22 protein-coding genes are annotated in these 23385 nt (G+C 67.3%); 14 read left to right on the top strand and 8 right to left on the bottom strand.

Going from position 1 to position 23385, the window contains the following annotated elements; genetic code table 11:
- Positions 1–27 precede the first annotated feature (27 nt).
- From AU197_RS09280 to AU197_RS09265, 4 genes are all read left to right on the top strand, one after another.
- Positions 28–1305, top strand: coding sequence for an MFS transporter (locus tag AU197_RS09280; protein WP_082696579.1), 1278 nt, complete (start codon positions 28–30; stop codon positions 1303–1305).
- A gap of 11 nt (positions 1306–1316) precedes the next feature.
- Positions 1317–2255 (top strand): NADP-dependent oxidoreductase, encoded by a 939-nt coding sequence (locus AU197_RS09275; RefSeq protein ID WP_064402252.1) that lies wholly within the window; start codon positions 1317–1319, stop codon positions 2253–2255.
- Positions 2252–2722, top strand: a complete 471-nt coding sequence (locus AU197_RS09270; RefSeq protein WP_064402251.1) for a cupin domain-containing protein — start codon at positions 2252–2254, stop codon at positions 2720–2722. Before AU197_RS09275 ends, AU197_RS09270 begins: the two co-directional genes overlap by 4 nt.
- 61 nt (positions 2723–2783) lie before the next feature.
- Positions 2784–3464: a nitroreductase gene (locus AU197_RS09265; RefSeq protein WP_286145558.1), complete on the top strand. Its 681-nt coding sequence runs from the start codon at positions 2784–2786 to the stop codon at positions 3462–3464.
- Positions 3465–3517: 53 nt separating this feature from the next.
- Here AU197_RS09265 and AU197_RS09260 read toward each other — a convergent pair whose 3' ends face one another.
- The 4 genes from AU197_RS09260 to AU197_RS09245 form a co-directional block, all read right to left on the bottom strand.
- Entirely contained in the window at positions 3518–4522 is a 1005-nt protein-coding gene (locus AU197_RS09260) for a GlxA family transcriptional regulator (RefSeq protein ID WP_064402249.1), read from the bottom strand.
- A gap of 115 nt (positions 4523–4637) precedes the next feature.
- Positions 4638–5345: an SDR family oxidoreductase gene (locus tag AU197_RS09255; RefSeq protein WP_064402248.1), complete on the bottom strand. Its 708-nt coding sequence runs from the start codon at positions 5343–5345 to the stop codon at positions 4638–4640.
- 154 nt (positions 5346–5499) lie between these two features.
- Positions 5500–6870 carry a wax ester/triacylglycerol synthase family O-acyltransferase gene (locus AU197_RS09250; protein ID WP_064402247.1) on the bottom strand — a complete coding sequence of 457 codons (1371 nt, stop codon included), beginning with the start codon at positions 6868–6870 and terminating at the stop codon, positions 5500–5502.
- Between the two features lie 127 nt (positions 6871–6997).
- On the bottom strand, positions 6998–7465 hold the full coding sequence (locus AU197_RS09245) for a DUF4262 domain-containing protein (protein WP_064402246.1): 468 nt from the start codon (positions 7463–7465) through the stop codon (positions 6998–7000).
- A 297-nt stretch (positions 7466–7762) separates the two neighbouring features.
- Between AU197_RS09245 and AU197_RS09240 the strand changes: the two genes are divergently transcribed.
- Complete coding sequence (locus AU197_RS09240; protein ID WP_064402245.1) at positions 7763–8893, top strand: coiled-coil domain-containing protein; 1131 nt, start codon at positions 7763–7765, stop codon at positions 8891–8893.
- Between the two features lie 11 nt (positions 8894–8904).
- Here AU197_RS09240 and AU197_RS09235 read toward each other — a convergent pair whose 3' ends face one another.
- Positions 8905–9675 carry a DUF1906 domain-containing protein gene (locus AU197_RS09235; RefSeq protein ID WP_064402244.1) on the bottom strand — a complete coding sequence of 257 codons (771 nt, stop codon included), beginning with the start codon at positions 9673–9675 and terminating at the stop codon, positions 8905–8907.
- A gap of 130 nt (positions 9676–9805) precedes the next feature.
- Positions 9806–10726: an LLM class flavin-dependent oxidoreductase gene (locus AU197_RS09230; RefSeq protein ID WP_156434361.1), complete on the bottom strand. Its 921-nt coding sequence runs from the start codon at positions 10724–10726 to the stop codon at positions 9806–9808.
- 345 nt (positions 10727–11071) lie between these two features.
- On the opposite strand from AU197_RS09230, the gene AU197_RS09225 reads away from it, so the two are divergent.
- Positions 11072–11605 (top strand): TetR/AcrR family transcriptional regulator, encoded by a 534-nt coding sequence (locus tag AU197_RS09225; protein WP_064402242.1) that lies wholly within the window; start codon positions 11072–11074, stop codon positions 11603–11605.
- Between the two features lie 35 nt (positions 11606–11640).
- Here AU197_RS09225 and AU197_RS09220 read toward each other — a convergent pair whose 3' ends face one another.
- Both AU197_RS09220 and AU197_RS09215 read right to left on the bottom strand, forming a co-directional pair.
- A complete protein-coding gene (locus tag AU197_RS09220) occupies positions 11641–13779 on the bottom strand; it encodes a DNA gyrase subunit A (protein WP_064402241.1) in 2139 nt (712 codons plus the stop codon).
- A 9-nt stretch (positions 13780–13788) separates the two neighbouring features.
- On the bottom strand, positions 13789–15822 hold the full coding sequence (locus AU197_RS09215) for a toprim domain-containing protein (protein WP_064402240.1): 2034 nt from the start codon (positions 15820–15822) through the stop codon (positions 13789–13791).
- A gap of 183 nt (positions 15823–16005) precedes the next feature.
- Here AU197_RS09215 and AU197_RS09210 point away from each other — a divergent pair, with 183 nt between their 5' ends.
- From AU197_RS09210 to AU197_RS09175, 8 genes are all read left to right on the top strand, one after another.
- Positions 16006–17304 carry a DUF2786 domain-containing protein gene (locus AU197_RS09210; protein ID WP_064402239.1) on the top strand — a complete coding sequence of 433 codons (1299 nt, stop codon included), beginning with the start codon at positions 16006–16008 and terminating at the stop codon, positions 17302–17304.
- A gap of 87 nt (positions 17305–17391) precedes the next feature.
- Positions 17392–18780, top strand: coding sequence for an oxygenase MpaB family protein (locus AU197_RS09205; protein ID WP_064402238.1), 1389 nt, complete (start codon positions 17392–17394; stop codon positions 18778–18780).
- Positions 18781–18832: 52 nt separating this feature from the next.
- The gene (locus tag AU197_RS09200; RefSeq protein WP_064402272.1) at positions 18833–19159 is read left to right on the top strand and encodes an ArsR/SmtB family transcription factor; all 327 of its coding nucleotides are present in this window, start codon (positions 18833–18835) and stop codon (positions 19157–19159) included.
- A gap of 2 nt (positions 19160–19161) precedes the next feature.
- Positions 19162–19650: an SRPBCC family protein gene (locus AU197_RS09195; RefSeq protein ID WP_064402237.1), complete on the top strand. Its 489-nt coding sequence runs from the start codon at positions 19162–19164 to the stop codon at positions 19648–19650.
- 150 nt (positions 19651–19800) lie between these two features.
- Complete coding sequence (locus tag AU197_RS09190; RefSeq protein ID WP_064402236.1) at positions 19801–20238, top strand: hypothetical protein; 438 nt, start codon at positions 19801–19803, stop codon at positions 20236–20238.
- Positions 20239–20391: 153 nt separating this feature from the next.
- Entirely contained in the window at positions 20392–21762 is a 1371-nt protein-coding gene (locus AU197_RS09185) for a flavin-containing monooxygenase (protein WP_064402235.1), read from the top strand.
- Positions 21752–22381: a TetR/AcrR family transcriptional regulator gene (locus AU197_RS09180; RefSeq protein ID WP_064402234.1), complete on the top strand. Its 630-nt coding sequence runs from the start codon at positions 21752–21754 to the stop codon at positions 22379–22381. Before AU197_RS09185 ends, AU197_RS09180 begins: the two co-directional genes overlap by 11 nt.
- Positions 22378–23322, top strand: coding sequence for an alpha/beta hydrolase (locus AU197_RS09175; RefSeq protein ID WP_082696577.1), 945 nt, complete (start codon positions 22378–22380; stop codon positions 23320–23322). Before AU197_RS09180 ends, AU197_RS09175 begins: the two co-directional genes overlap by 4 nt.
- The last annotated feature ends 63 nt before the right edge of the window (positions 23323–23385 follow it).

The raw sequence follows: 23385 nt of genomic DNA, 5'->3' as shown, positions 1-23385 counted from the left end.
CGCAAAAAGCTCTGAGGGGCAACGGCAATGAACGGATTATCTCGGCCCACACCGAGGCCTCGCCTCGGACAAGTCGCCTCGTTCAGTGTGCTCGCCTCGGTCAATCTGCTGCTGATGGCATCGACGAGTGCACCTTCGCCCATATACCCGCTGTATCTGCAGCGGTGGGGCCTTTCCGTCACGATCCTGACAGTGGTCTTCGCCGTGTACGTGGTCGGATTGGTCGGTGCGCTGCTGACAGTCGGTTCGCTGAGCGACTACCTCGGGCGCCGTCCGGTGCTGATCGCGTCCGTACTGATGGCAGCGACCGGTACGGCGATTTTCTGGGCGGCCGACGGAGTGTTCTGGCTTGTGCTTGCCCGGATCGTGCAGGGGCTCGCGACCGGGACCGCTACCGGTGCCCTCGCCGCGGGCCTCGTGGAGTTGTCCCCCAAGCGCCGCCCGCAGTGGGGGCCAACGATGACCACGGTGGGCACGAGTCTCGGGCTCGCCGTCGGTGGAGGGCTGGCTGGTCTGCTCGTTGCGATCGGCCCCCGTCCCGACGCCGAGATATTTCCGGCACTGACCCTCTCGTTTGTGGTCGTCGCCGCGCTCATCCTCGCGATCCCGGAGACCTCCGCCCGGCGAAGCGGAGCATCTTCCGCGCTGCGTCCGAGGGTTCGGGTGCCTCGCGAAACGCGCCACGAGTTCGTCGCCGCGCTTCCCGCGATCGTGGCAGGGTGGTCGGTCACCGGAATGTTCCTCGCGCTCGCACCGTCGTTGGTGCGCGACGTCCTGCACGTGCGGTCAGGCGCTGCCGGCGGTCTGAGCATCACCCTGTTGTTCATCGCCAACAGCGTCGGTGGACTGTGGGCTGCGCGGCGCTCGCCGTCGAGCGCCACCTTGCTCGGAGCGATTCTGCTGTCGCTGGGCGCGGCGAGTCTTTACGCGGCGTTGGCCTTCACCTCCCCGCCCCCCTTCATCGGCGGATCGATCATCGCCGGGTTGGGCGTCGGCCTGACGTTCAACGGGGCGTTGCGCGCCATCAGCGCGGTCACCAGCGCGACGTCGCGATCCGAGGTCTTCTCCGCCGCCTTCGTGGTCAGTTACTCCGCGCTGGGCCTGCCGTCTCTCGCCGCCGGCCTGATGGCGCCCTCACTTGGGCTGCAGGCCACGGGCTACCTGTACACCGCGTTCGTCGGGGCGCTGTCACTGAGCACCACCTACTACGCCGGCAGGCGTCTCGTCTCGGGGACCGCCGGCGCACCGCCCCGCTCTCGGGACACCGCCGAGAAGGACCCGCTGCTCGTTCACGAAGCCGCGTGAAAGGACCTGACATGCAAGCCATCACCGCAACAGCACGCGACGCGGGTGTCGACGGGCTCACCCTCACCGATCTGCCGTACCCCCACGCCGCCGAGAACGACGTCATCGTCCGCGTTCACGCCGCCGGCTTCACCCCCGGTGAACTCGAGTGGCCCGCCACGTGGACCGACCGGGCCGGCCGCGACCGCACTCCCACCGTTCCCGGCCACGAATTGTCCGGAGTCGTCGCCGAATTGGGGTACGGCACCACCGGGCTTACTGTCGGCCAGCGGGTATTCGGCCTCGCCGACTGGGCTCGCAACGGCTCGTTGGCCGAGTACACCGCCGTAGAGGCACGCAACCTGGCACCTCTTGCCGCCGACATCGACCACACCGTGGCCGCTGCGCTGCCGATCTCGGGGCTGACGGCCTGGCAGGGGTTGTTCGTCCATGGTCGGATCACCACCGGCCAGACCGTTGTGGTGCACGGGGCGGCCGGCGGTGTCGGCTCCATCGCGGTTCAGCTGGCGCTCGAGGTGGGCGCGCGAGTGATCGGCACGGGACGGAGCGCGGACCGCGACGTTGTGCTCGGCTTGGGTGCGCAGGAGTTCGTGGACCTCACCGCCGACCGTATGGAAAGCGTCGGCGCAGTGGACGTCGTCCTGGACGTCATCGGTGGGGAAGTCCTCGAACGGTCAGCGGCACTGGTGCGGCCCGGCGGCATCTTGGTGACCATCGCCGCGCCTCCTCGAGTGCGGCCCGACGACGGGCGCGCCGTCTTCTTCGTGGTCGAACCCGATCGCGGGCAGCTTGTCGAGTTGGCCCAGCGAGTGCGCGACGGACGGCTCAAGCCGATCGTCGGCGAGGTCCGCCCGCTCGCCGAAGCCCCCGATGCGTTCACCCGCCGCCGGCGCATTCGCGGCAAGACGATCATTCAGGTGGCACACGACCAGGAAGGACAACGGTCATGATCACCACGCGAATCGGCGTCGGCCTCCTGACCGCGGCGCTCGCCGCAACGGTCGTCGGCTGTACCCCTACGGCCGAGACGAACGATACCTCCGCGGCACCTCCTCATTCCGGCACCGCTGCACCGCACTCGTCGGAGACACTGGCTCCGCTGTTCGAGCAGGCGCTGCCGAATGTGCCGGGCAAGACCTTCACCTCGGCGATCGTGACCTTCCCGCCGGGCACCCACGCGGCTCCGCACCGCCATGGTGACGCGTTCGTTTACGCCTATGTGCTCCAGGGCGCGGTCAGCAGCCAGCTCGAAGGTGAGCCCGCGCACCTTTATCACCAAGGTGATAACTGGAACGAGCAGCCCGGCGCCCATCACGTGGTCACCGAGAACATCAGCTCGACTGAACCGGCGAAGCTGCTAGTGGTCTTTGTCGCCACCACCGGACAACAGCTGAGGGTCGATGATGCGAACAAATAGTGCGCCCTCGAGTCACGCAAGCCATCTCGCTGGGGACGAACTTGCACCGCCCCGAGACCCGTTGTCTTCCAGGCTGGTTGCCGACCCTGGCCACGGCTTCGACGAGGTCGTTCGTCAACGCCGTTCGACGCGCATGTTCCTGCGGGACAAGCCGGTGCCCCGGGAGCTACTCGACGAGGCGCTGGAACTCGCGATGCGGGCGCCGTCGAACTCCAACGTGCAACCGTGGCGGCTGTATGTGGCGTCCGGTCCTCGCCGGGACCGGTTGGTTGAAGCGCTGTTGGCGGCCGCAACTGTCGACCTGCCAGTGACGACGGGGTTGCCGGAGGGCTTCCTCGGTCTGAGGCAGCAACTCGGCGCGCTGGTCTACGGGTCGATGGGAATCGCCCGTCATGACGCCGAGGCGAGGCGCATTGCGCAACTGCGCAACTGGGAGTTCTTTCGGGCCCCCGTCGGTGCCGTGGTCTGCATGCACCGGGATCTCGGGCTGGTGGACAGCCTGGGAGTCGGTATGTTCCTCCAAACTCTTCTGCTGGCGCTGACCGAGCGCGGCCTTGCCACCTGCGTGCAGGTGTCGATCGCCGCCTATCCGCAGATCCTTCGAGAGCAGCTGGACATTCCGGACGAGCTGATGGTGCTATGCGGAATCGCGATCGGTTACGCCGACAAGGACTTTGCGGCCAACTGGCTGGATACCCCGCGTAACCCGGTCGAAGCCAACGTGACATTCCTTGACGACTGAGAAGTCGCCGCGCGCGCAGCCATGGGCGTACCGCGGTATACCCGGTACACCGGTTATCCCGAACCGGCGCGGCGAGCTGTGCTGAACCGGCGTTGGTAGGCCGCGGGGCTGATGGACAGCTTTCTTGCGAACACGCGTCTCATGCTCTCGTAGCTGGGGAATCCGGCGAGAGCCGCTGCCTGGGTCGCGGTGTGTCCTTGGTCGAGCAGCGCCCTGGCCATGTCGAAGCGAATGTTCTCCACGTACCGGGCCGGTGTGGTCGAAAGCTCGTCGTGGAAGACACGATTGAGCTGCCGGGTGCTCACATTGAGGTGTTTCGCGAGTGCGCCAACCGAGTGGTTCCCGTGGGGGTTGGCCGTCACCAAAGCGGTGATCTTCCGCAGGGCCGAGGAACGGGGCGGGCGTCCCTGCAGTGGAGCCGAGAACTGCGACTGGCCGCCTGCGCGCTGCATGTACACCACCAGGAATCGGGCGACGTCGCGCGTCACGTCCGGTCCGTGGTCCTCTTCGACGAGCGCGAGAGCCAGATCGATTCCGGCGGTCACGCCAGCCGAGGTGTACGTGTCCCCGTCGCGGACGTAGATCGCGTCCGGTTCCACGCGACAGGTCGGGCACCGAGTGGCGAGTTCGCGGGTGACCCTCCAGTGCGTCGTCGCACGCTTACCGTCGAGAAGTCCCGCCGCGGCAAGGATGAACGCGCCGGTGCAGATTGACGCGACGCGGCGGGCTGAGACTGCGGGCACACGCGCCGCGTCCGCGAGTTCCTGAGGCACGGGCATCCGCGGATAGAGGTCGGAGCCGGCCACCAGATACGTATCCGGGGCGTGCTCGGCCGAGACCGGCCCATCGACAGCGACCCTGAACCCGAGGTTCGATGTGACGTCTTCGCCCGTCGGCGACAGCAGCATGATCCGGTAGTCGGCGCCGAACCGGTTCGCCTGTTTGAAAACCTCGGCGGGACCCGCGACGTCCAACAGCGTCACACCGTCGTAGACGAGCATCACAACGCGGCGCGGGACGACGTTCGCCTCGGAAGCGGTGGGCGGAGGCACAACCATGGTCCGATTATTCTCGGCTCGCGCACCACCGTGGTGGGCGACTTCGCCGGTGGTGTCGGTTTCTCACCGGGTTGTGGCGCTTGCAGACCCTGCGCGCCTCACTCGCCCGTTGCCGTTATCCCGCGACGCTGCCGCCGCCGTCGACTCGAACGATCTGGCCGGTGATGTATGCCGCGTCGTCGTCGAGAAGGAAACACACCGCGTGGGCGATCTCCTTCGGTGTGCCGACTCGTCCCAGCGGAATGCCCTGTAGGAAGCGGGCTTCCCGTTCGGAGCCCACCGGGCTGCGTTGCCGGTACATCTCGGTCTCGGTCGGGCCGGGAGCCACCGCGTTCACCGTGATTCCGGTGGAAGCCAGCTCTTTCGCCCATATCCGGGTGCACGTTTCGAGCGCGGCCTTCGCCGCGGCGTACGGGGTACGTTCTTGTGTTCCCAGTGTGGTCAGACTGGTGATGTTGACGATTCGGCCCCAGCCCGCCGAGCGCATCCCCGGCAGAACGGCCTGTACGACCTGCACGGCAGTGCGCACGTTGAGGTCATAGGTGTCGAAGAGGTCATCCAGATCGATCGAACCGATGACGCCGAAGCGGGCGAAGCCCACGTTGTTGACGACCGCGTCGATGTGGCCTTCGGCGAGGATCTCGGTCAGTGCCGCTGCGGTTGCCTCCCGATCGGCCAGATCGACCCGGTGAAACGTTCCCGGAAACCCCGCAGGGGCCGTCCGGGCGACGCCAACCGGCACATCACCGCGAGCGGCCAGCGTATCGGCCACCGCTCGGCCGATACCTTTCGACGCTCCCGTGATCAACACTCGTCGTGACATTTCTTGGTGCTCCTTTCGAACGGATCGAAGCTTGGCGTAAGTCCCGTCACAGGATTCAACGCCGTGGACCCGCTCGGCTGACACGGCTAATCGGCCATGTTTCCCACGGGAAGAGACACGATGACCGCACACGCGGCCATATCGACGAAAGGCGCTAGCGTAACGCCGTTTTCAGGTTTGCGTACGCACGCCGCGTCTGTTCCGCAAGGGCGTGCACGTCACCGATCGCGGCGGTGTTCGCCACGAATCCGAAGTCCATGTGATCGCGGTAGGAGCTCAGCGTGACGTTGAGTCCGATCGAGGCCGCCAGCGCCGAAACCGGGAAGATCCCGGTCAGCTTCGCGCCGTTGAGATAGCGAGTTTCCTTCGCGCCCGGCACATTCGAGATCACCAGGTTGCAGGCGGGACGCGCCACGCGGTCCAGGTGCGTCGACGCACCGGCACCGGCCAAGGCGACCAGCGCGACCGAATACGTCATCGCCGCGTCCGTGGACAGCGCGCCGAGTTCCTTCTTGGCGGTCCCCACTGAGTGCACCACCTGCTGCAGCCGCTCGGCCACAGGTGCCGCGGGCCGCCCGAGACGCACGAAGATCGCGGAGACCCGGGTCCCGGTCGCGGAGTCGCCCTCACCGCGCAGCGACACCGGGCACATCGCGATGAACTCGTGCGCGTAGGCCTGACCCCGCTCCCGCAGATAGGCGTGCAGGCCATGGTCGACGAGCGTGGCCGCGACGTCGTTGAGCGTGGCGCCGTGCCGGTGGCCGATCCGGTGCATCTCCTCCAACGGCAATGACAGCGTGGCAAATCCGCGGGCTTGCCCCAGCGGCGCGTTCGTCGGCGAATGATGGGCCACGAACGGCAGGCTTCCCTCGACGTGCGAGCCGAGCGCCGCCGACAGCGCCTTGCGCGCGGCCGCCAACGAAATCTGGTTCAGCGCACCGACTTGCGCGAGCGTCCCGCGCACCGCATCGGTCACTCGGCGCAGCGCCGGCGTCGGGACCGGGGGTTGCGTCTTGGGCCGGGGCAGCGCGAAGGCGGGCGGCGGGATCGACGGCTCGTCGGTCAGGCTCAGCCCGTCGTAGAGCTTCCGGAGCCCGGACACGCCGTCGATGATGCTGTGGTGGGTCTTGGTGTAGATCGCGAACCGGCCGCCGGGCACCCCGTCGATGAGCCAGCACCTGAACAGCGGACGGTGGCGGTCGAGCATCGGCTCATGCAGGTCGGCGACGAGCCGCAGCAGGTCCTCATAGGAACTGCGCGCCGGCAGCGCGAGATGCTGCACGTGGTAGTGCGGATCCCAGCTGTCGACCTCGCGAAAGTGCGGGGTGCCGACGCCGACGATCTCCGGCACGTAGTTGAACGGAGGCAGCGGCCTGTGCCCGCGATAGGTCTCGACGACCTCGCGCACCAGAGCGCTTCGCCCGGGCGGCTTCTTGAACAGCAGCATGGCGCCGACATGGGTGGTGCCGCCGGGCGACTCCATCAGCAGCCAGCCGAGGTCCAGCGGCGGAATCGCAGTGCTCATCCTTCAGGACCTCCTCGTCAGGACGCAGGCCGGCAGAGGCGAGTGTGCATCGGTGGCCATGCGTTCGCAGCCGATCGCCGCGGATGTCGCCGCCGCTTCTTCGATCCGAATCGGGGAGCCCGCCAACCTACGTCTGCCAAGCGCGCGCGCCGAGCACCGGTTGGCGGCGGCCGCCGGCGTTGAACTCCGGGCACCAGGGGGAGTGTCCGCGCTCATCGAGCCACGCGATCTGCAGGGCCCGCACGTCGGGCCCGTACAGTTCCACCGCCAGACACATATGCACGTCTGGTTGCGCGACCGCGGCGAACTCGGCGCGCCAACCGTCGGGCAACTCCATCGTGTCGCCGGGTGCCGGCACCCGGGAGCGGATCATGTAGTCGGCCACCGTGTTGAGCACCCTCGCCGCTTGCCGGGGTGCCAACGCGGTCACCAACAGCTCCGGCAGCCCGGCTCCGTGCAGCCCGATGGTGTAGGCGAACGGGGTCGGCTCGTCCTCGACGTACTGCACCGCCCAGCCGTGCTCAGAAATCTTTCGTCGGAGCACGTCGTGGTAGTCGGCACGGGTGGCCTCCGGGTGATTGCATTGCCAGCACATCTTGGCTCCCTTCCGTCGCTGCCCTCACCTTCCTCTCGAGGTCCGACAACCTGCCTGCGTGTCGACTTGCTGTAACCACCAGACCCGCAAGGCGGTCATCGTCGTCGGCGGCGTCCACGAGCCGCGCAGCCATCGCGCTGACGATGCCGGTGCTCGAGAAGTGGCGGGCCTTCGGGAAGGAAGCGGCGTCAGATTGACCGACGAATAGACATCGTCGACGAGAGTTCATAACCTGTCCGAGACAAAACGTGGCCGGACCGACATGGTCCCTGCAACGAAGGAATCGTGACAGTCCGAATGGGTCCGGTGCGCCGTTTACTCCCGCGGATGGCGGGCGGCGTCGCAGCCACGGTCCTGGCGCTGGCTCTGTCGCTGGCAGGCCACGTGGTGGCAGACCCGGCGGACGACGCACTGGCCAAACTCAACGAGTTGTCGGCCCAGGCGTTGCAGACCCGCGAGGCCGTCACCGCCGCCCAACACGATGTCGACGAACGAATGGCTGCCCAGAAGGCGGCCGAAGACCGTCACCGCGCCGACCTCGACGCCCTCGCAACCGCGAACTCCCAGCTGGCGCCGTACCAGGCGGCAGTCGACCGCATCGCGGCGATGGACTACATGAGTGGCCGCAACGGTCAGGCAGCGGCGCTACTGACCGCATCCTCGCCGCAGCAGTTGCTCGACAAGCTGTCGCTGCAGCGGGTGGTCGGCGCCACGACGGCCGAGCAGATGAAGATGTTCCACGCAACGCGCGAGCGCGCCCAGGCCGCCGCGCGGGCGTCCGAGAAGTCGGCCGCCGATGCTCGCGCCGCGACCGAGCAGGCCGCCGCGGTGCGCGCGGACCTGCAGACCAAATGGAATGACCTGCTGCGCAAGATCACCGCCGCCGAGGCGCAGTACGCGGCGTTGACTCCGCAGCAGCAAGCGGTCATCGACAACGCCGTCCCGCCACCAGCAGCACCACCGCCCCCGCCGCCCGGGGCGCCCGTCCCGCCGGACCCGGCGATTCTCGCAATGCCCGGCCAGCCGCCCGTCGACCCCGCTCAAGCCCTGGCCGCCGCGCGCGTCGACGTCCCGGAGGCGCTGCCCCGCGGCGTCGCGAACGAGGCCGGGTTGCAGGTCAACACCGTCCTCGCCGCCCGGGCCATCAGCGCGAGGTTTCCCCAGATCGCCGACATCGACGGCGTCCGGCCCGACTCCAAGCCCTGGCATCCGAGCGGCTTGGCGATCGACGTGATGATCCCCAATTACGAGAGCTCGGAGGGCATCGCGCTGGGCGACGCGATCCGCGACTTCATGCTCAGCAACGCGAGTCGATTCGGGCTCCAAGACGTCATCTGGCGCGGCACCTACTACACGCCCAGTGGTCCGGCGGGATCAGGCTACGGCCACTACGACCACGTCCACGTCACCACGACACCACGCCGCTGACCGCCCGACGGTCACGGGTGCAGATTCCACTGGCCGCAGTCCTGGGCCAGCACATCGTTGACGTCGACGCGGATACCGCCGACCACCGGTCCCGGGTTCGAGGCGGTGTCGATGATGCGTTGGTAGAGCACTGCGCCGGGGTAGATCTGACCGTTGGACCAGGACCGGGTCTGCCAGGCCCACACCTTGCCGGGCGAGGTCGACCTGCCGATGACACCGTCGGCCGCGGCCCACTGACACGTCCTGATACCGCCGTAGACCCCGGTGCGCAGCGCGCCGATCACCGAGTTGATGCCGCGAAACCAGGGCAGCGCGACGTTGTTCCACGTCTCGCGGTCGATGTCGTCGTCGACGCTGAAGAAGATCGGCGCAGTGCGACCGCCGCCCGCTGCGGTGTGCAAGTGCCAGGCCGTGCGCGCGTCGGCGACGCCGCCGGCGTACCCGCGTGTGAAGTCCGACGGCGCCGTCCCGCCCGGCTTGCCGTACTGGTAGTTGCTGACGATCACCAAACCGGCGGCGGCCAGGGACTTGGCGTAGGGCAGGGTGATCGGCTTGGCGCCGAACGACGAGCCGGGCCGTGAGGTCGACACGTAGTTGATGACGCCGGAGTGGCCGGCGGCCCGGATGGCCTGCGCCGGAATCTGACGCATCGCGTAGTCGATCAGCGTGGGGCGCGCGGCCGCGGCGCTGGGCGCATGCGTACCCGCCGATGCCGCACCGAGTCCGGCCAGTGCCGACACCGTGGCGGCGTAGCGCAGTGCGTCACGCCGGGATAACTGCACCGCGCGATGTTATCTATGAGACGCCTGTGATTAGGGAGCCACGCGGGGTCGATATCAATTTTTGATGAGGCACCGGTACGGGCCGATACGACGCCAGGATGCGCCCCCGTCACCGACACCGAACGCCGGATCAGATACCAAGCACCTCGCGTGCGCGGTCGATTTCGTCGGGGTCGGTGGTCGACGGGATGAGCCTGAGCTCGTCGAGTCCCGCCTCTCGTGCACCGTTGACGGCGGCAAGAAGGCCGGCCGCTCCGCAGTTCATCGTCCCCGTGCCCGGAGTGGTCAAGTAGGAGACGTCTTCTCCGACGGTGCCGACTTCTTCTTCCCAGAAGTCCTTCACGTGCTCCCGGAGTTGACGCTCCGGCTCAGGGCCGAGCGCGAACCAAACCGGCGCGGAGAAGTGTGGCCGATCCGTCCTGCCTGCAGCCCGCCACGCCTCGACGACACGCTCGCGCTGAGCCGCCAGCGCCTTGGGGTCGAAGTGCAGCGAATGGGCCGGGTCGCTCACTCCAGCAGCCCATCGTGCCGCTCGAGCAAGTGCCTTCGGGCCGATCACGCCGGCGACAAGCGGAATGCCGTCGCTCTGGACGGGCGCGGGCCCTACAGGAAAGTGTCCGTCGATGGGCGGCTCCTGGGCCCACACGCGGCGCATCGCCGCGACGGCCTCGTCCATTCGTTGCCGCTTTCGGTCAAGCGGGCTGTCGGCTGCGAGGTAGTCCTCGTCCCAGGCGCCGATGCCGATCCCGAGCGTCAAGCGCCCGTTCGATAGGACGTCGATCGTCGCCAAGTCCTTGGCGAACAGGACGGGGTTGCGCATGGGGAGTGCGACGACGTCGGTCCAGAGTCGGACGCGCTCCGTCATCGCAGCCGCGGCGGCAAGCTGCGGGACGACTGACCAGCTGTAGGGGTAGACGATTCGTTCGTAGGTGACGAGCCCGTCCCACGGGCCCTCGTCTATCTTCCGATACCACGCAAGCTCCGTCTCGCGTCCGTGCGGGAACAGTGTCGGAAGACCCATGGAGATCTTCAACCCGAGATCAGAGCTCAACGTGGCTCCTCGGGAGGCTTGGGGCAGAGCGGAATCCGACTACTAAGCGGCGCAGCGCTATCCGTGACATATGCAGCATTCCTTTACTGAACCGGCGATCGACAGCAGGCATAATAGCAACAGTCTGTTCAATTAAGCTTGCGTGTCTCGGGATCGAAAGGCCGCCCGGCGCTGGCGCGATCTAATGGGACACCGACGACGAGGAGAACCGATGAAACCGACAGCGCGCAACGCCAGCGTCGGTCCAGCTGCAAGGGACCACGGACCGTGAGCTCGTCAACGCACCGCAGTGCTGCGAATCATGCAGTCAGACAACGCGTTCGCCCTGGCGGACGCAGCGAGCGTGTGCGTGAATCGGTGATGCGCGTATGTCTGGAGTTGTTGACCGAAGGCAAGGTGGAGCTTCCGATCGCGGAGGTGGCGGCACGGTCGGGGGTGAACAGGGGCACGATCTATCGCTGGTGGCCCACCTCGGCGGCACTGCTGGACGAAGCTCTCGTGTTTCACGCGCGTCATCGCACCGACACCCCGGACACCGGCGCCTGGGAGAGCGATGTCCGGACCCTGATCACCGAGTTGGCCTCGCTCGCAGCCGATCCCGTGGAGCGGGCAATCATGGCCACGATGATCTCGGGGCGGTACCCGTCGTTGAACGACTCCATAATGGGCTGGTTTCGAAACGACCTCTCGCAATGGTTCGGGATGGTCGAGCGAGGTATTGATCGCGGCGAGGTGAGCACTGACGTGGATTCGGCGGTCGTGCTGCGCATGATGCTGGCACCCGCGGTGTCGGTCTCCCTCTTCGAAGGACGAGCGATGACACCCGACGAGATCGATTCCCTGGTGACGTTGGTGTGTCGAGCTACGGCAGCGCGGTAGGGATCCGGTCAACCGTAAGCCGAAGTGAACTTCGGCTATCCGGCCGCCGTCACATCCAGGCCCGAGCCCTTGATCGACGCCTTGGCCCGGTTCTCGGCGCGGACCGACCTCTTCCCCCGCACGAACCCCGTCGCCGAGATCGACGCCGCAAGCAGCGCGCTCTCACCCTTGACGAAGGGATGGAACCCGACGCCGGCGCCCCCGCGGCCCTTCACCGGGATGTCGGCGACTTCGGTGACCTTCCAACTCTTTTCCGCCAGCGACAGGATCGCCTCGCCGTTGGCGCACGAGACGGGCAGCGCGGCAATGACCTCGTCGCCGTCGCCCGCCAACTTCACCCCGGCCACGCCGTTGCCGGCCACACCCTGCGGATTCACCGCCGCCGGGTCGATGCGCAGAACCTTGCCGCGTCGGGTCACCAACGCCAGGTGGTACCCCTCGGGTAGCACACCCGAGCACACGAGGCCGGTGATGTCCGGCGCGACGGGAATCTCGCGAACCTTGTACGGCAGCCCTCCACCGGCGGTGAACTTCACCCTGCCGTCGGTCCACACCGCCCACCCCAACCCAGAGGTGAGCAACTCGCCGTGGCGATCGGAGAACACGCCGCGGTCATCGAGCCGCCAGGCCGCGTTGACCTTGCGCTCGCGAGGCCCGTCGTCGCCTCCGCCCGACGTGACCGGCGTAGCGTCGAAGTCGAGCACGGTCCGACGGTCGAATTCCGGCCCCTTGAACAGTTTTGCCGTCTCCACCAGTTCCTTGTCGATCACCGCCTTGCGCGCCTCGGGATCCGACACCAGCTCGGTGAGTTGGGCGAACTCCGCGTCCAGTCGCTCTGCCTCGGCCTGCAACTCGATGACGTCGAGCTTGGTCAGTCGGCGCAGTTGCAACGCCAACACGTAGTCGGCCTGAACGGCGTCGATCTTGAACCGGTCCTGCAGACCCTGGCGGGCCTCGTCGACGGTGTCGGAACCGCGGATCACCGCCACCGCGGCGTCGATGTCGAGGTGGATGGTCATCAGCCCGGCCACCAGATGACGTCGCGCCGTGACCTTCTCCAGCCGGTACTCGCTGCGATGCAGCACCACCGAATCACGCAGCGACAGAAACGCTTTGATCAGTTCGCGCACCGACCACCACCGCGGCACCCGGTTTTCGTCGAGGGCGACGAGACTAGCGGCGAACGTTCCCTCCAAGGGGGTCAGCGCCAACAGCTGATCGCGGATCTGCTCGGCGCTGTGGCCGCGCTTGGCGGTGACGACGATCCGCAGCCCGTTGCGGCGGTCGGTCAGATCGGACATGTCCGCCACACCGGGGAGCTCGCCGGACTCGACCAGGGCCCGAATCCGTTCCTGGACCGTGTTGCTCGCGACGCCCGGCGGAAGCTCGGTGATGACGACGTTCTTCCCGTCCACCGACAGCGTGCCGCGCACGGTGAACTGGCCCCGCCCGGTGGTGATGTACTCCCGCAGGCCGGCGGTACCGACCACCGTGGCTCCGCAACCCCAGTCCGGGCCGGGGATCAACTTGACCAAGCGGTCGTCGGTCATGTTCGGCGTTTTCAGCAGTGCCCGGCAGGCGGCCATGATCTCGCGTGGATTGTGGGCGGGCACCTTGGTGGCCCACCCCTCGGCGATGCCGACGGCACCGTTGCACAACAACACCGGCCACTGGGCGGGCAGCACCGTCGGCTCGACCCATTCGCCGTCGAACGTCGAGACCATCGGGACCGCATGGCTGTCGAGCTCGGCGGTGAGCGCGGCGCCGGGTGCCGACAACCGCATCTCGGTGTAGCGGTCGGCGGCGGGGATGTCGCCCTGGATACGAGGGAACGCGCCTTGTCCGTCAATGACTTTCACGCGCTGGAACTCCGCGGCCATCAGGGCTGCCGCACCGTACATCGAGGTGCCGCCGTGGGGGTGCAGGTTGCCCGTGACCGCCGAGCAGACCTTCGAGGACTTCTGCGGCTTGTTGCCGGGCGTCAGCTTCGAATCGTGCATCTGGTAGAGCAACCGGCGCTGACCGGGTTTGAGCCCGTCATAAGCCGACGGGATCGCGCGGTCGCTGACGCTGTAGAGCGCGAAGGTCAGCTGGTAGCGGTTCCAGTAGTCGTCGGCGCTCTGGTCGAGGACCAGGTCCGGATTCTGTTCTGGAACGTCCAGGGTGGCGGTCACGTGGTTCTCCTAGTCCAGATCGAGGGAATTGGTGTCGACGCGGGCGGCAATCTCTGCCATCCACGTGCGCCGGCCCTCGGGTGGCCCGCCGAACAGCGTGTGGTGCAACTTCTTCTCCCCGTCGTCGGGCAGAACGCGAATCACGGTGCGCCGCTGGGGGTCGAGCACGGTGTTCCAGAAGTCGTCGGCGTCCATCTCGCCGAGACCCTTGTTGCGCTGCACCTCGACCCTGCCCTTCGAGGTGGCCTTCATCTTGGCCACCGCCGCGTCGCGCTCGGACTCGTCCTGACAGTAGATCCGCTCGCTGGCGGTCTTGACGACGAACAACGGCGGCAGGGTCACATAGACCATCCCGGCCTCGACGAGTGGACGGTAGAAGTCGAGGAACATCGAGATCAGGCTGGAGTTGATGTTGCCGCCGTCGGGATCGGCGTCGGAGGCGAACAGGATCCGGTCATATCGGCACAGTTCGGGATCGCAGTTGTCGCGCACACCGCAGCCCAGGATGCGCTCGATGGAGTCGAACTCGTCCTTGGACCGCGCCTTGCTCAGCGCGAACCCATACACGTTGGGCGGCTTGCCTTTCAGCGGGAAGGCCGCCTGGAAGGTGGCGTCGCGCGCGGCCTTGATGGTGCCCAGCGCCGAATCGCCCTCGCACAGGAACAACTCGGCGCCCGATCCGCGACCGGTCTCCCGGCTGGGAAGCAGCTTGGGCGGCAGAGACAGGTTGGTGCCCAACCCCTTGGCCTTCGAAGCCGCGCGCGACCGAGCCTTCGCCCCTTCCGCGCTGCGTCGTGCCCGCGCGGACTCCAGCGCCAGCTTGGTCCACAGGGTCACCGCATCGCCGTTGGCCGGGTTGGCCGCCCACACGGTGACGCTGCGCGCGACATCCGGGGCCATGGCCACGTTCAGCGACCGCGATGACACCGCGGTCTTGGCTTGCGAGTCCCAGGCGACATCAGGTGCGCGGGTGTCCACGGCGAGAGCGGTGACAGCGGCGAAATCCTGTGGCTCCGGGCCTTCTTCACCCTTGGCCAGGCCCAGATCGCGCATCCGCGACGCGCGGTCGGCCAGCGCCTCGGACAGCCCCTTCATCGCGGCCGTCAGATGCGATCCGCCGCCGGGGGTTCGCACCGTGTTGCAGAACGCGGCCACCGTCGCCGGTTCGGCCGGCCCTGCGGTCAGCGACCAGCGGAACGGCGTCGGGCCGCGGCCGGTGGTGTACTCACCGCGGCCCTCGACGGCGGCGCGGACGTCGGGCGCGGGAGTGCCGGCGGCGGTGCACATGAGGTCCAGCAGCGTGTCGGTGCCCCATGGGCCGCTGAACGGGTCGAGCAACGCGGGCGGCACCTCCGCACCGGGCCAGCCCTCGTCGACCACGACCAGGTGAACACCGGGGGACATCCGGGCCGCGGCATGCGCCCGCAGCAGCACTTCACCGATGTCGACGCTGGTGTCCGGCACCACCGCGGGGTCGAACAGGATGCGGACGGTGGTGCCCTGCATGGCGGGCTTGCGATTGCCGGCGCCGCGCAGTTTCTGGGTGTCGGCTCGGGTGAACGGGGCGTCGGGATCGAACTCCTTGCCCTCGAAGGTTCCCGGATAGCCGCGTCCGAAGCTCTGCAGGTAGGTCTTGCCGGCACGATGCACCGTCACGTCGGTGCGAGCGGAGATGAATACCGCTGCGGCGGCCCCGATTCCGTTGAGACCGGCACCGGTGCTCGCGGCATCGGTATGGGCGTCGAACTTCCCGCCGGCCCGCGCGGTGCCGAGCGTCTTGACGATGCCGTTCTTTCCTGTCGCCGGATCGGTGTCGACGGGCAGGCCGCGACCGTCGTCGGCGACGCTGACGGAGCCGTCGGCGTGCAGGGTGATCGTCACCGTCGAGCCACCGTTGCCGGGATCGGCCACTTCCTCGATGGCGTTGTCGATCAACTCACGCAACGCGGTGTTGAGCACATCGAGCCCCAGGTTCACCGCCGGCCGCAGGCGCGTGTGCTGGACATCATCGAGTTCGGTGATGTCGGCGGCGGTGTAACTCACTGCGGGTCCTTTGTGTCGATGCGGATTTGGGGGCCGCAGGAATCGTAGACGCGGGGATCGACATCTCCGCGGAACCTGGGTGCCTGCGGTGATAACGGTGTCGACACAGCCAGGTGAAGACTGCCTCGAACGAATCGGCGCGGCTGCCGCAGCGTGTCGGACCCCTTCGGAAGACTTCGGCGCATGGGGAGACGCAACCGCGAGAAGCGGGCAGCCAAACAGAGGAACCGCCGCCGGGCGACGCCCAAACAGGAGCGCGTCGGGTCATTCGATCCGGGACCGGACCGCGCCCTCCTCCTCGAACACCTTGTCGTGGCATTGAGCACGGCCGCCTCGGGCCCACCCGAGCATCTGCCGCGTCGTGCCACCGAACTGCTGCGCGAGTTCCGGGACTTCGCGCACGAGCTCGACGTTGCCGCTGACCTCGCCATGAACGAGGCCATCAGCGCGGCATGGAAGCACGGTTGGCAACCGTCCGATCTGCACGAAATCGGGCGCCGCAAGCTGAAGCCGGCCGAGATCCGTTACCTCGACGAGGCGATCGTCAATGAGTGTCGGCGATACGCGGCCGCGACTTTGCACCCGGACTGGCGCGCCGATATCGCCACGCTCTCGGCCACCGTCGGATCGAGTAGCCAGCCACCCCAGATGTGGCGGTGGGCAGCGTCGAATGCCGTCGACCAGCGCGACGGTCTGGCCGCGGTCCTCAAACTCCTGAACCTTCTCGGCCGCCTCCCGGCGCTGGAAACGATCGTGCCGCTTCCCGGCGAGTATCGGCCTACGGCAACGGCGGTGACCGTCACTGACGAAAAGGCGCTCGGCAAGGTGCGCGCTCTGCTGGCAAAAGCCGAAGCCACCGAGTACCCGGACGAGGCGGAGGCTCTTTCGGCCAAGGCCCAAGATCTGATGCGCAGGTATTCGCTGAACGAAGCGCTGGCCCGCCACGATCGAGGCCGTGAGCCCGCCGCGATCGCGCGCCGCATCTGGATCGAGAACCCGTACGCCGCGGCCAAGGCGACGCTGGTGCAAGTGGTCAGTCAGTCCAACCAGTGCCGTGCAGTGTGGGCCGAGCGACTCGGGTTCGCGACGATCGTCGGCTGCGAAACCGATCTCGATCTGGTTGAGTTGCTCACCACGTCGCTGCTCGTGCAAGCCAACCGAGCCATGCTGAGCGCTGGCCGCAGCGGAACCGCGCAAGCGCGCTCCAGGACATTTCGCCAGTCTTTTCTCCTCGCGTACGCACAGCGCATCGGCGAGCGACTCGACAGCGCGAGCGCATCGGTCACCGAGGAAGTCAAGCGCGACGCTCGCCTGCTTCCTGTGCTGGCGGCCAACAGTCGAGCGGCCGAAGAACTCGCTCATCAACTGTTTCCGTCGACGGTGCCTCGCGCGGTCTCAGCGTCCAACGGTGCCGGCTGGGGCGCCGGACGTGCAGCGGCCGACATGGCAATGCTCGACACCTACGAGTCGATAGCGGGGTAGCGAGCGCGGAATCGGCATTCACATCCGTAGGACCGTGCGATAACGTCAAAATCAGTGTCCTGTATCTAGCAGATTGGATCCGCCTACATGACTGTCACTGGCGAGCGGCAAGAAATCCTGCTCGAAGACGTCGAGTTCAACCGGCGGGATCATCCCGATCGGCCGCTGCGGCCCATCCCCCCGGGCCGCGACCACTTCGCGGACCAGTGGCGGCAGATGCGCGAGTTCATGTTCGGCGAGTGGATCGACATCGACAAAGAGGTCCAACCCAACGAACTCACGCGGCTACGCGACGACTACTTCTGGCAGGGCGACGAATACATCGTGGGCGTGGTCGACGCGTTCGAGCGCCTCGGCTACGAGAAGGGCCGCGCACTGTATGAACAGGCGCTGACCCAGGGCATCGACACGCTCGAGGATCCGCCCCGGGAGTTCGTCGAATTCTTCGAGCACCTGGACCAGCTTCCGAGCCAGTTCGACCTCGAGGCCGCGGAACGCGGCCGCATGCTGGCGATGTCGGCCACCCGGGCCGCCACCATGATCATCCAGGGGTGGGCGTTCTATGAGACCGCGATGACCGGAGACATCTCCGCATCCACCGGCGCCACCGGTCGTTTCGCCGATGACGGACCGCGGCGCTTCATCGAGACCGCACGGGTGTTCGCGGAGTTCACGCTGCCCGACATCTTCGACCGGCACTCGGAGGCGTTCCAGGATGTGGTGCGGGTGCGGTTGATGCACGGGCTGGCCAGTCGTGGTTTGCGCCGGAAATGGGGGGACGACGTCTACCTCAAGTTCGGCGAGCCCATTCCGGTGACGTCGCTGCTCGGGTTCGGCAGCGGAATGCTGCTCGGACGGCTCGTCGACCACGCGTTCGGACGGAAGCTGACCAGGCAGCAGCTCGAGGACCTCGCCGAGTACTCGTCGTACTCGGGGCGGCTGTGGGGTGCGCCGGAGCGGCTGTATTCCCCGACCGGCCTGGAGTTGATCAAGTCGCTGAACTACGTCCTGGCCAGGGGCGGCAACCCGTCGCCGTGGCGAGCCGAACTCGTCGATGCGATCGCGGGGCCCGCGCACCTGACGACGCTGACCGAAACGCTTCCCGGCGTCGTCAAGAAATTGGTGGCCCGGCACGCCAACCAGCTCACCGCAACCCTCGCCCTTGTCCCGGCGGGCGCGGTGTTCGGGTACCAGCAGATCGAGGCGATGGTGGCCGGCAGCTTCTTCGAGCCGCTTGGCTACAACTACGAACGTCGGATCCGGATCTTCAAGAAGGTCGCCAGGCTCAACGTCGGCATCGCGATGGTGGCCGACAAGCTGCCGTGGTCCAACCCCTTCCGCGAGCAGAGAAAAAAGACCGGGGCGGCCGCGCGGGAGCGGATCGCGATGCTGAACAAAATCGCCAAGGGCCGGCAGATTCCGCTGACGTACACCCACCACGACCGATCGACCAAGGGAGAGGGCTTCACCGGCTAGGGACTGCTCCCGCGGTTGACAATGTACAACCGATTGGTTGTATATTCTGGTGGTGACCGACCAGGACGAGGACAGAGCGGACGCGTTCTTCCACGCCCTGGCCGACCGGACTCGGCGAGACATTCTTCGTCGGGTGCTGGCCGGCGAGCACTCGGTCACGGCGCTCGCGGCGCAGTACGACATGAGCTTTGCCGCGGTGCAAAAGCACGTCGCCGTGCTGGAGAAGGCGGGCCTGATCTCCAAGCGTCGTCAGGGGCGAGAGCAGCTGGCGAGTGGCGAAGTGGAGGCGGTGCGGTCGGTCGCCTCGATGCTCACCGAGCTCGAGGACGTCTGGCGAGGTCGCATCGCTCGCATTGACGACCTACTCAGCGAGGAATAACCATGCCTGTCACCGACATCAGCAAGAACATCGACGAGCGCACCCTGACGATCACCGCGGAGTTCGCGGCGCCCGTCGAGCGCATTTGGCAGATCTACGCCGACCCGCGACAGCTCGAGAAGATCTGGGGCCCACCGGGTTACCCGGCCACCGTGGTCGAGCATGCGCTCACCCCGGGTGGCACCGTCACCTACTACATGACCGGCCCCGACGGTGAGAAGTACGGCGGATACTGGAACGTCACGGCCGTCGACGAGCCGCGCAGCTTCAGTTTCGAAGACGGTTTCGCCGACGCGAATCTCGAGCCGATACGGGATATGCCGGTCGCGCACAGTGTGTACACCTTCGAGGCGATCGGCGACGGTTCCACCAGAGCCACCTACGTCAGCACCTACGAGTCGGCCGAAGGCCTGCAGAAGGTGCTCGAGATGGGCGTCGAAGAGGGCACGAGGCAGGCGATCAACCAGATCGACGGACTGCTCGCAAGCTGATACCAGACACGGTCACGGTGCCGGAACCCGTTGTCCTACAGGGTTCCGGCGCCGCGTCAGCCGGAACGGCCAGCCGATAGCCGACGGCCGCGATCGGCGCGTCCGGACAAAGCGCGCTAACACCGCCGTCGCGACGGCCGATGACAGATCATGACCTCGCTTCGTGCCGCCGGCGCAGTCGCCGTCGTTCTGGCCGCACCCTGGGCCGGGATGGCGACGGCACACGCAGAGGCGTTCGCCCAACTCGAGCGCGTTCCCGTGGTGGCGTCGCCGACATGCGGCGGAAGCGTCAGCGCCGAGGCACAGGTGACCCCGGTACAGGTCGGCGATCGCGCCGAGAACGGGGTCCGCGTCGCCATCCACTACGACGCCGGTACCTACGACGGCTCGTGTTCTCTCACCGTCGCCGCCGATTGGGTGAACCTCGACAGCGGCGCCTCGGGCAGCAGCGACATCACCGCTGTGTCGACCATCGACGGGCACTACGGCTTCGTCGGCTATGCCAACACGACATTCGCGACCGGTCCCGGCACGGTGGTTGTGACGCTCAGTTCGCATCCCGACGCCGAAATGCGGCTCACCACCTGAGTCCGAAACGCCTGCCTACTTCTCCCTTCGCCGCTGGGACGGCGGCTGCCACCAGCGAAAACTTCGAGGCGGCCCCGCTGCGAAGCAATCTTTGACAGCTGTCAGAAATTTGGTACCGTAACCGGTGACTGAGTTCACAGAAACGGTAGGCAAATGGCTTCATCACCCACGGCGGCGATCATCGGCGCAGGCATCAGCGGACTGACCACGGGCAAGAACCTCGCGGACGCCGGCATCGCGTACGACTGCTTCGAGTCGTCCGACCGGATCGGCGGGAACTGGGCGTTCCGCAATCCGAACGGCCACTCGAGCGCCTATCGGTCGCTGCACATCGACACCTCGCGTGAGTGCCTGTCGTTCCGCGACTTCCCGATGCGCGCCGACCTCCCCGACTTCCCGCATCACTCGCAGGTCAAGGAGTACCTGGACGACTACGCCGAGACCTTCGGTCTGTTGGACCGCATCCAGTTCCGAAACGAGGTCAAGCACGCGCGGCGTCTACCGCACGGGGGTTGGGAACTCGACACCGCCGACGGACAGACGCGGCGGTACGACACGCTGGTCGTCGCGAACGGCCATCACTGGGATCCGCGCACCCCCGACTTCCCGGGCGAATTCACCGGCGAGAGCATCCACGCCCACCACTACATCGATCCCACCGAACCGCTCGATCTGCGCGGCAAGCGCATCGTCGTGGTCGGCATCGGGAACTCGGCGGCCGACCTGGTTTCCGAGCTCTCTCAGAAGTCCTGGCGCAACACGGTTTATCTCTCGACCCGTTCGGGCGCGTGGATCGTGCCCAAGTACATCTTCGGCAAGACCGCCGACAAGGTCGCGCGCTCGCTGCCGGTGATCCCGCTGGCGTGGCAGCGGCGTGCGATGCAGCCGTTCGCCAAGCTGATGTTCGGCGATCCCGAAAGCTACGGCCTACCCAAACCCAACCATCGATTCCTCGAGGCGCACCCCACCCAGTCCGCCGAACTGCTCATGCGGCTGGGGTCCGGCGACGCGACCGCAAAGCCGAATATCGAACGCCTGAACGGGAATTCGGTGGTGTTCGTCGACGGCTCGACCGTGGAGGCCGACGTCATCATCTACGCGACGGGATACAACATCACGTTCCCGTTCTTCGACCGCAGCTTCATCGAGGCCCCCGACAACCGGCTGCCGCTGTACAAGCGGATCCTCAAGCCGGGCATCGACGACCTGCTCTTCATGGGATTCGCCCAGGCGGTGCCCACGCTGTTCCCGTTCGTGGAGTGCCAGGCCCGGTTGGTCGCCGCGTACCTCGCAGGCACCTACCGGCCCCCGTCGGAGGCCGAGATGTGGCGCGTCATCGCCGCCGACGAGCGCAAGTACGTCGGCCACTTCGCCGACAAACCGCGGCACACCCAGCAGGTGGACTACTGGGACTACGAACGTGACATGCGCAAGCGTGAGCTGCCGGCGGGTCGGCGCCGCGTCGAGAAGTTCGGTCCGGTGCAGCTGGCCGGCCGGGCACGCGAGGCGGCCGGTGTCGCCTGAGTCGACGCAGACGTCGCGACGCAACGCGCGCCGGCCGCAACCGCGCGGGGACGAGAGCCGGCAGCGGCTCCTCGAAGCCTTCGAGGAGCAACTGCAAACCCAGTCGCTCGCCGAGATCAGCGTCGCCGAGGTGGCTCGGGCGGCGGGGCTGAAGCGCCCGGCGTTCTACTTCTACTTCGCGGGCAAGCACGAGGTCGTCACCGAACTGCTCACCGACATCTTCGCCGACGACGTCTTCACCATCGGCGGTTTTCTGGCCGGCGGTGGTGATCCGCGTGCCTCCGTGGCGGACGCGATGACGCGGACCTTCGAGTCCTGGCACGCCCACCGGACCCTGTTCCGTGCGATGCTCGACGCCCGCGACTCCGACCCCGAAGCCAAGACCATCTGGGACCAGTGGCTGGCGCGGTACGAGGAGTTCGTCGGCGACTTCATCGCCACCCAGCCCACCATCGACATCCCGGACGCCAAAGCCCTTGCCCACGCGCTGATCTCGATGAACGAACGGGTCCTCGACCGCCACATCCGCTCGGACGACGGACCAGAGGCCGCCCGCCCGCTTCTCGCGGCGATCATTCACGTCTGGCACACAGCGCTGTTCGGAGGGCCTGCACAGTGACATCCACCCAAATTCAGATTCCAGTCGGCGGCGACATCATCGCGGCGCGGCGCTTCTCCGCGACGACGGACGCGCTGACCGGCCCGGCGGGACGACCCTGCGTCGTCATGGCCCACGGCCTCGGCGCCACCCAGGACTGTGGGTTGTTCGCGTTCGCCGAAGCGATGGCCGACGCCGGCGCGGAGGTCGTGACGTTCGACTACCGCCACTTCGCCGAATCATCCGGACAGCCGAGGCAATTGATCTCACTCGCCGGACAGGTCGCCGACTACCACGCGGTGATCGACCACGCCCGCCGCCTCGAAGATGTGGACCCGGCGCGAATCGTGGCGTGGGGGGTATCGCTGTCCGGCGGGCACGTCATCCGCGTCGCCGCCGACGACCCGCACCTGGCGGGCGTCATCTCGCTGACGCCCGCTACCGACGGACTGTCCGTGACAACCCACATGCTGCGGACGCTTGGCCCGCGGTACGTCACGCGCGTGATGGGCTACGGCATCCGGGATGTCGCGGCGAAGTTGCGCGGCCGCCCGCCGGTGCTCATTCCCGTGGTGGGCGCGCCAGGGCAGGTGGCCGGTCTGAGTGCCGAGGGTGCCGTCGAAGGGATGCGTCGCATCGCGGGGCCGACCTGGCGTAACGAATTCGCCGCCCGGCTGGTGTTGGTCATGGGCGGCCACCGGCCGATCGCGAGCGCCGAACGTGTCACCTGCCCGGCCCTCGTGCAGATCGGTGATCTGGACCGTACCGCCCCGCCGGCGCCGGCCACGGCGGCCGCGACGCGGATGCGCGCGACGGTTCATCACTACCCCTGCGACCACTTCGACGTGTATCCCGGCGAGCCTTGGCATGAGCGCGTCGTCGACGATCAGATCGCCTTCCTGAAACGCATCCTCGCACCGGCCGAGTCCACACCGAGCGCGCGGCCTTCCGCTACTGCGTGATGTCCGACCGACCACGTCGCGGCGCGGTCGAACTTTCGCCTGTCAGGCCGCATAGCCAGCGTT

It is taken from the genome of Mycobacterium sp. IS-1590 (genome assembly GCF_001500025.1).
Taxonomy (GTDB): domain Bacteria; phylum Actinomycetota; class Actinomycetes; order Mycobacteriales; family Mycobacteriaceae; genus Mycobacterium.
Note: the sequence above shows the minus strand (reverse complement) of the source record. Positions and strands in the feature narration are given on the sequence as shown.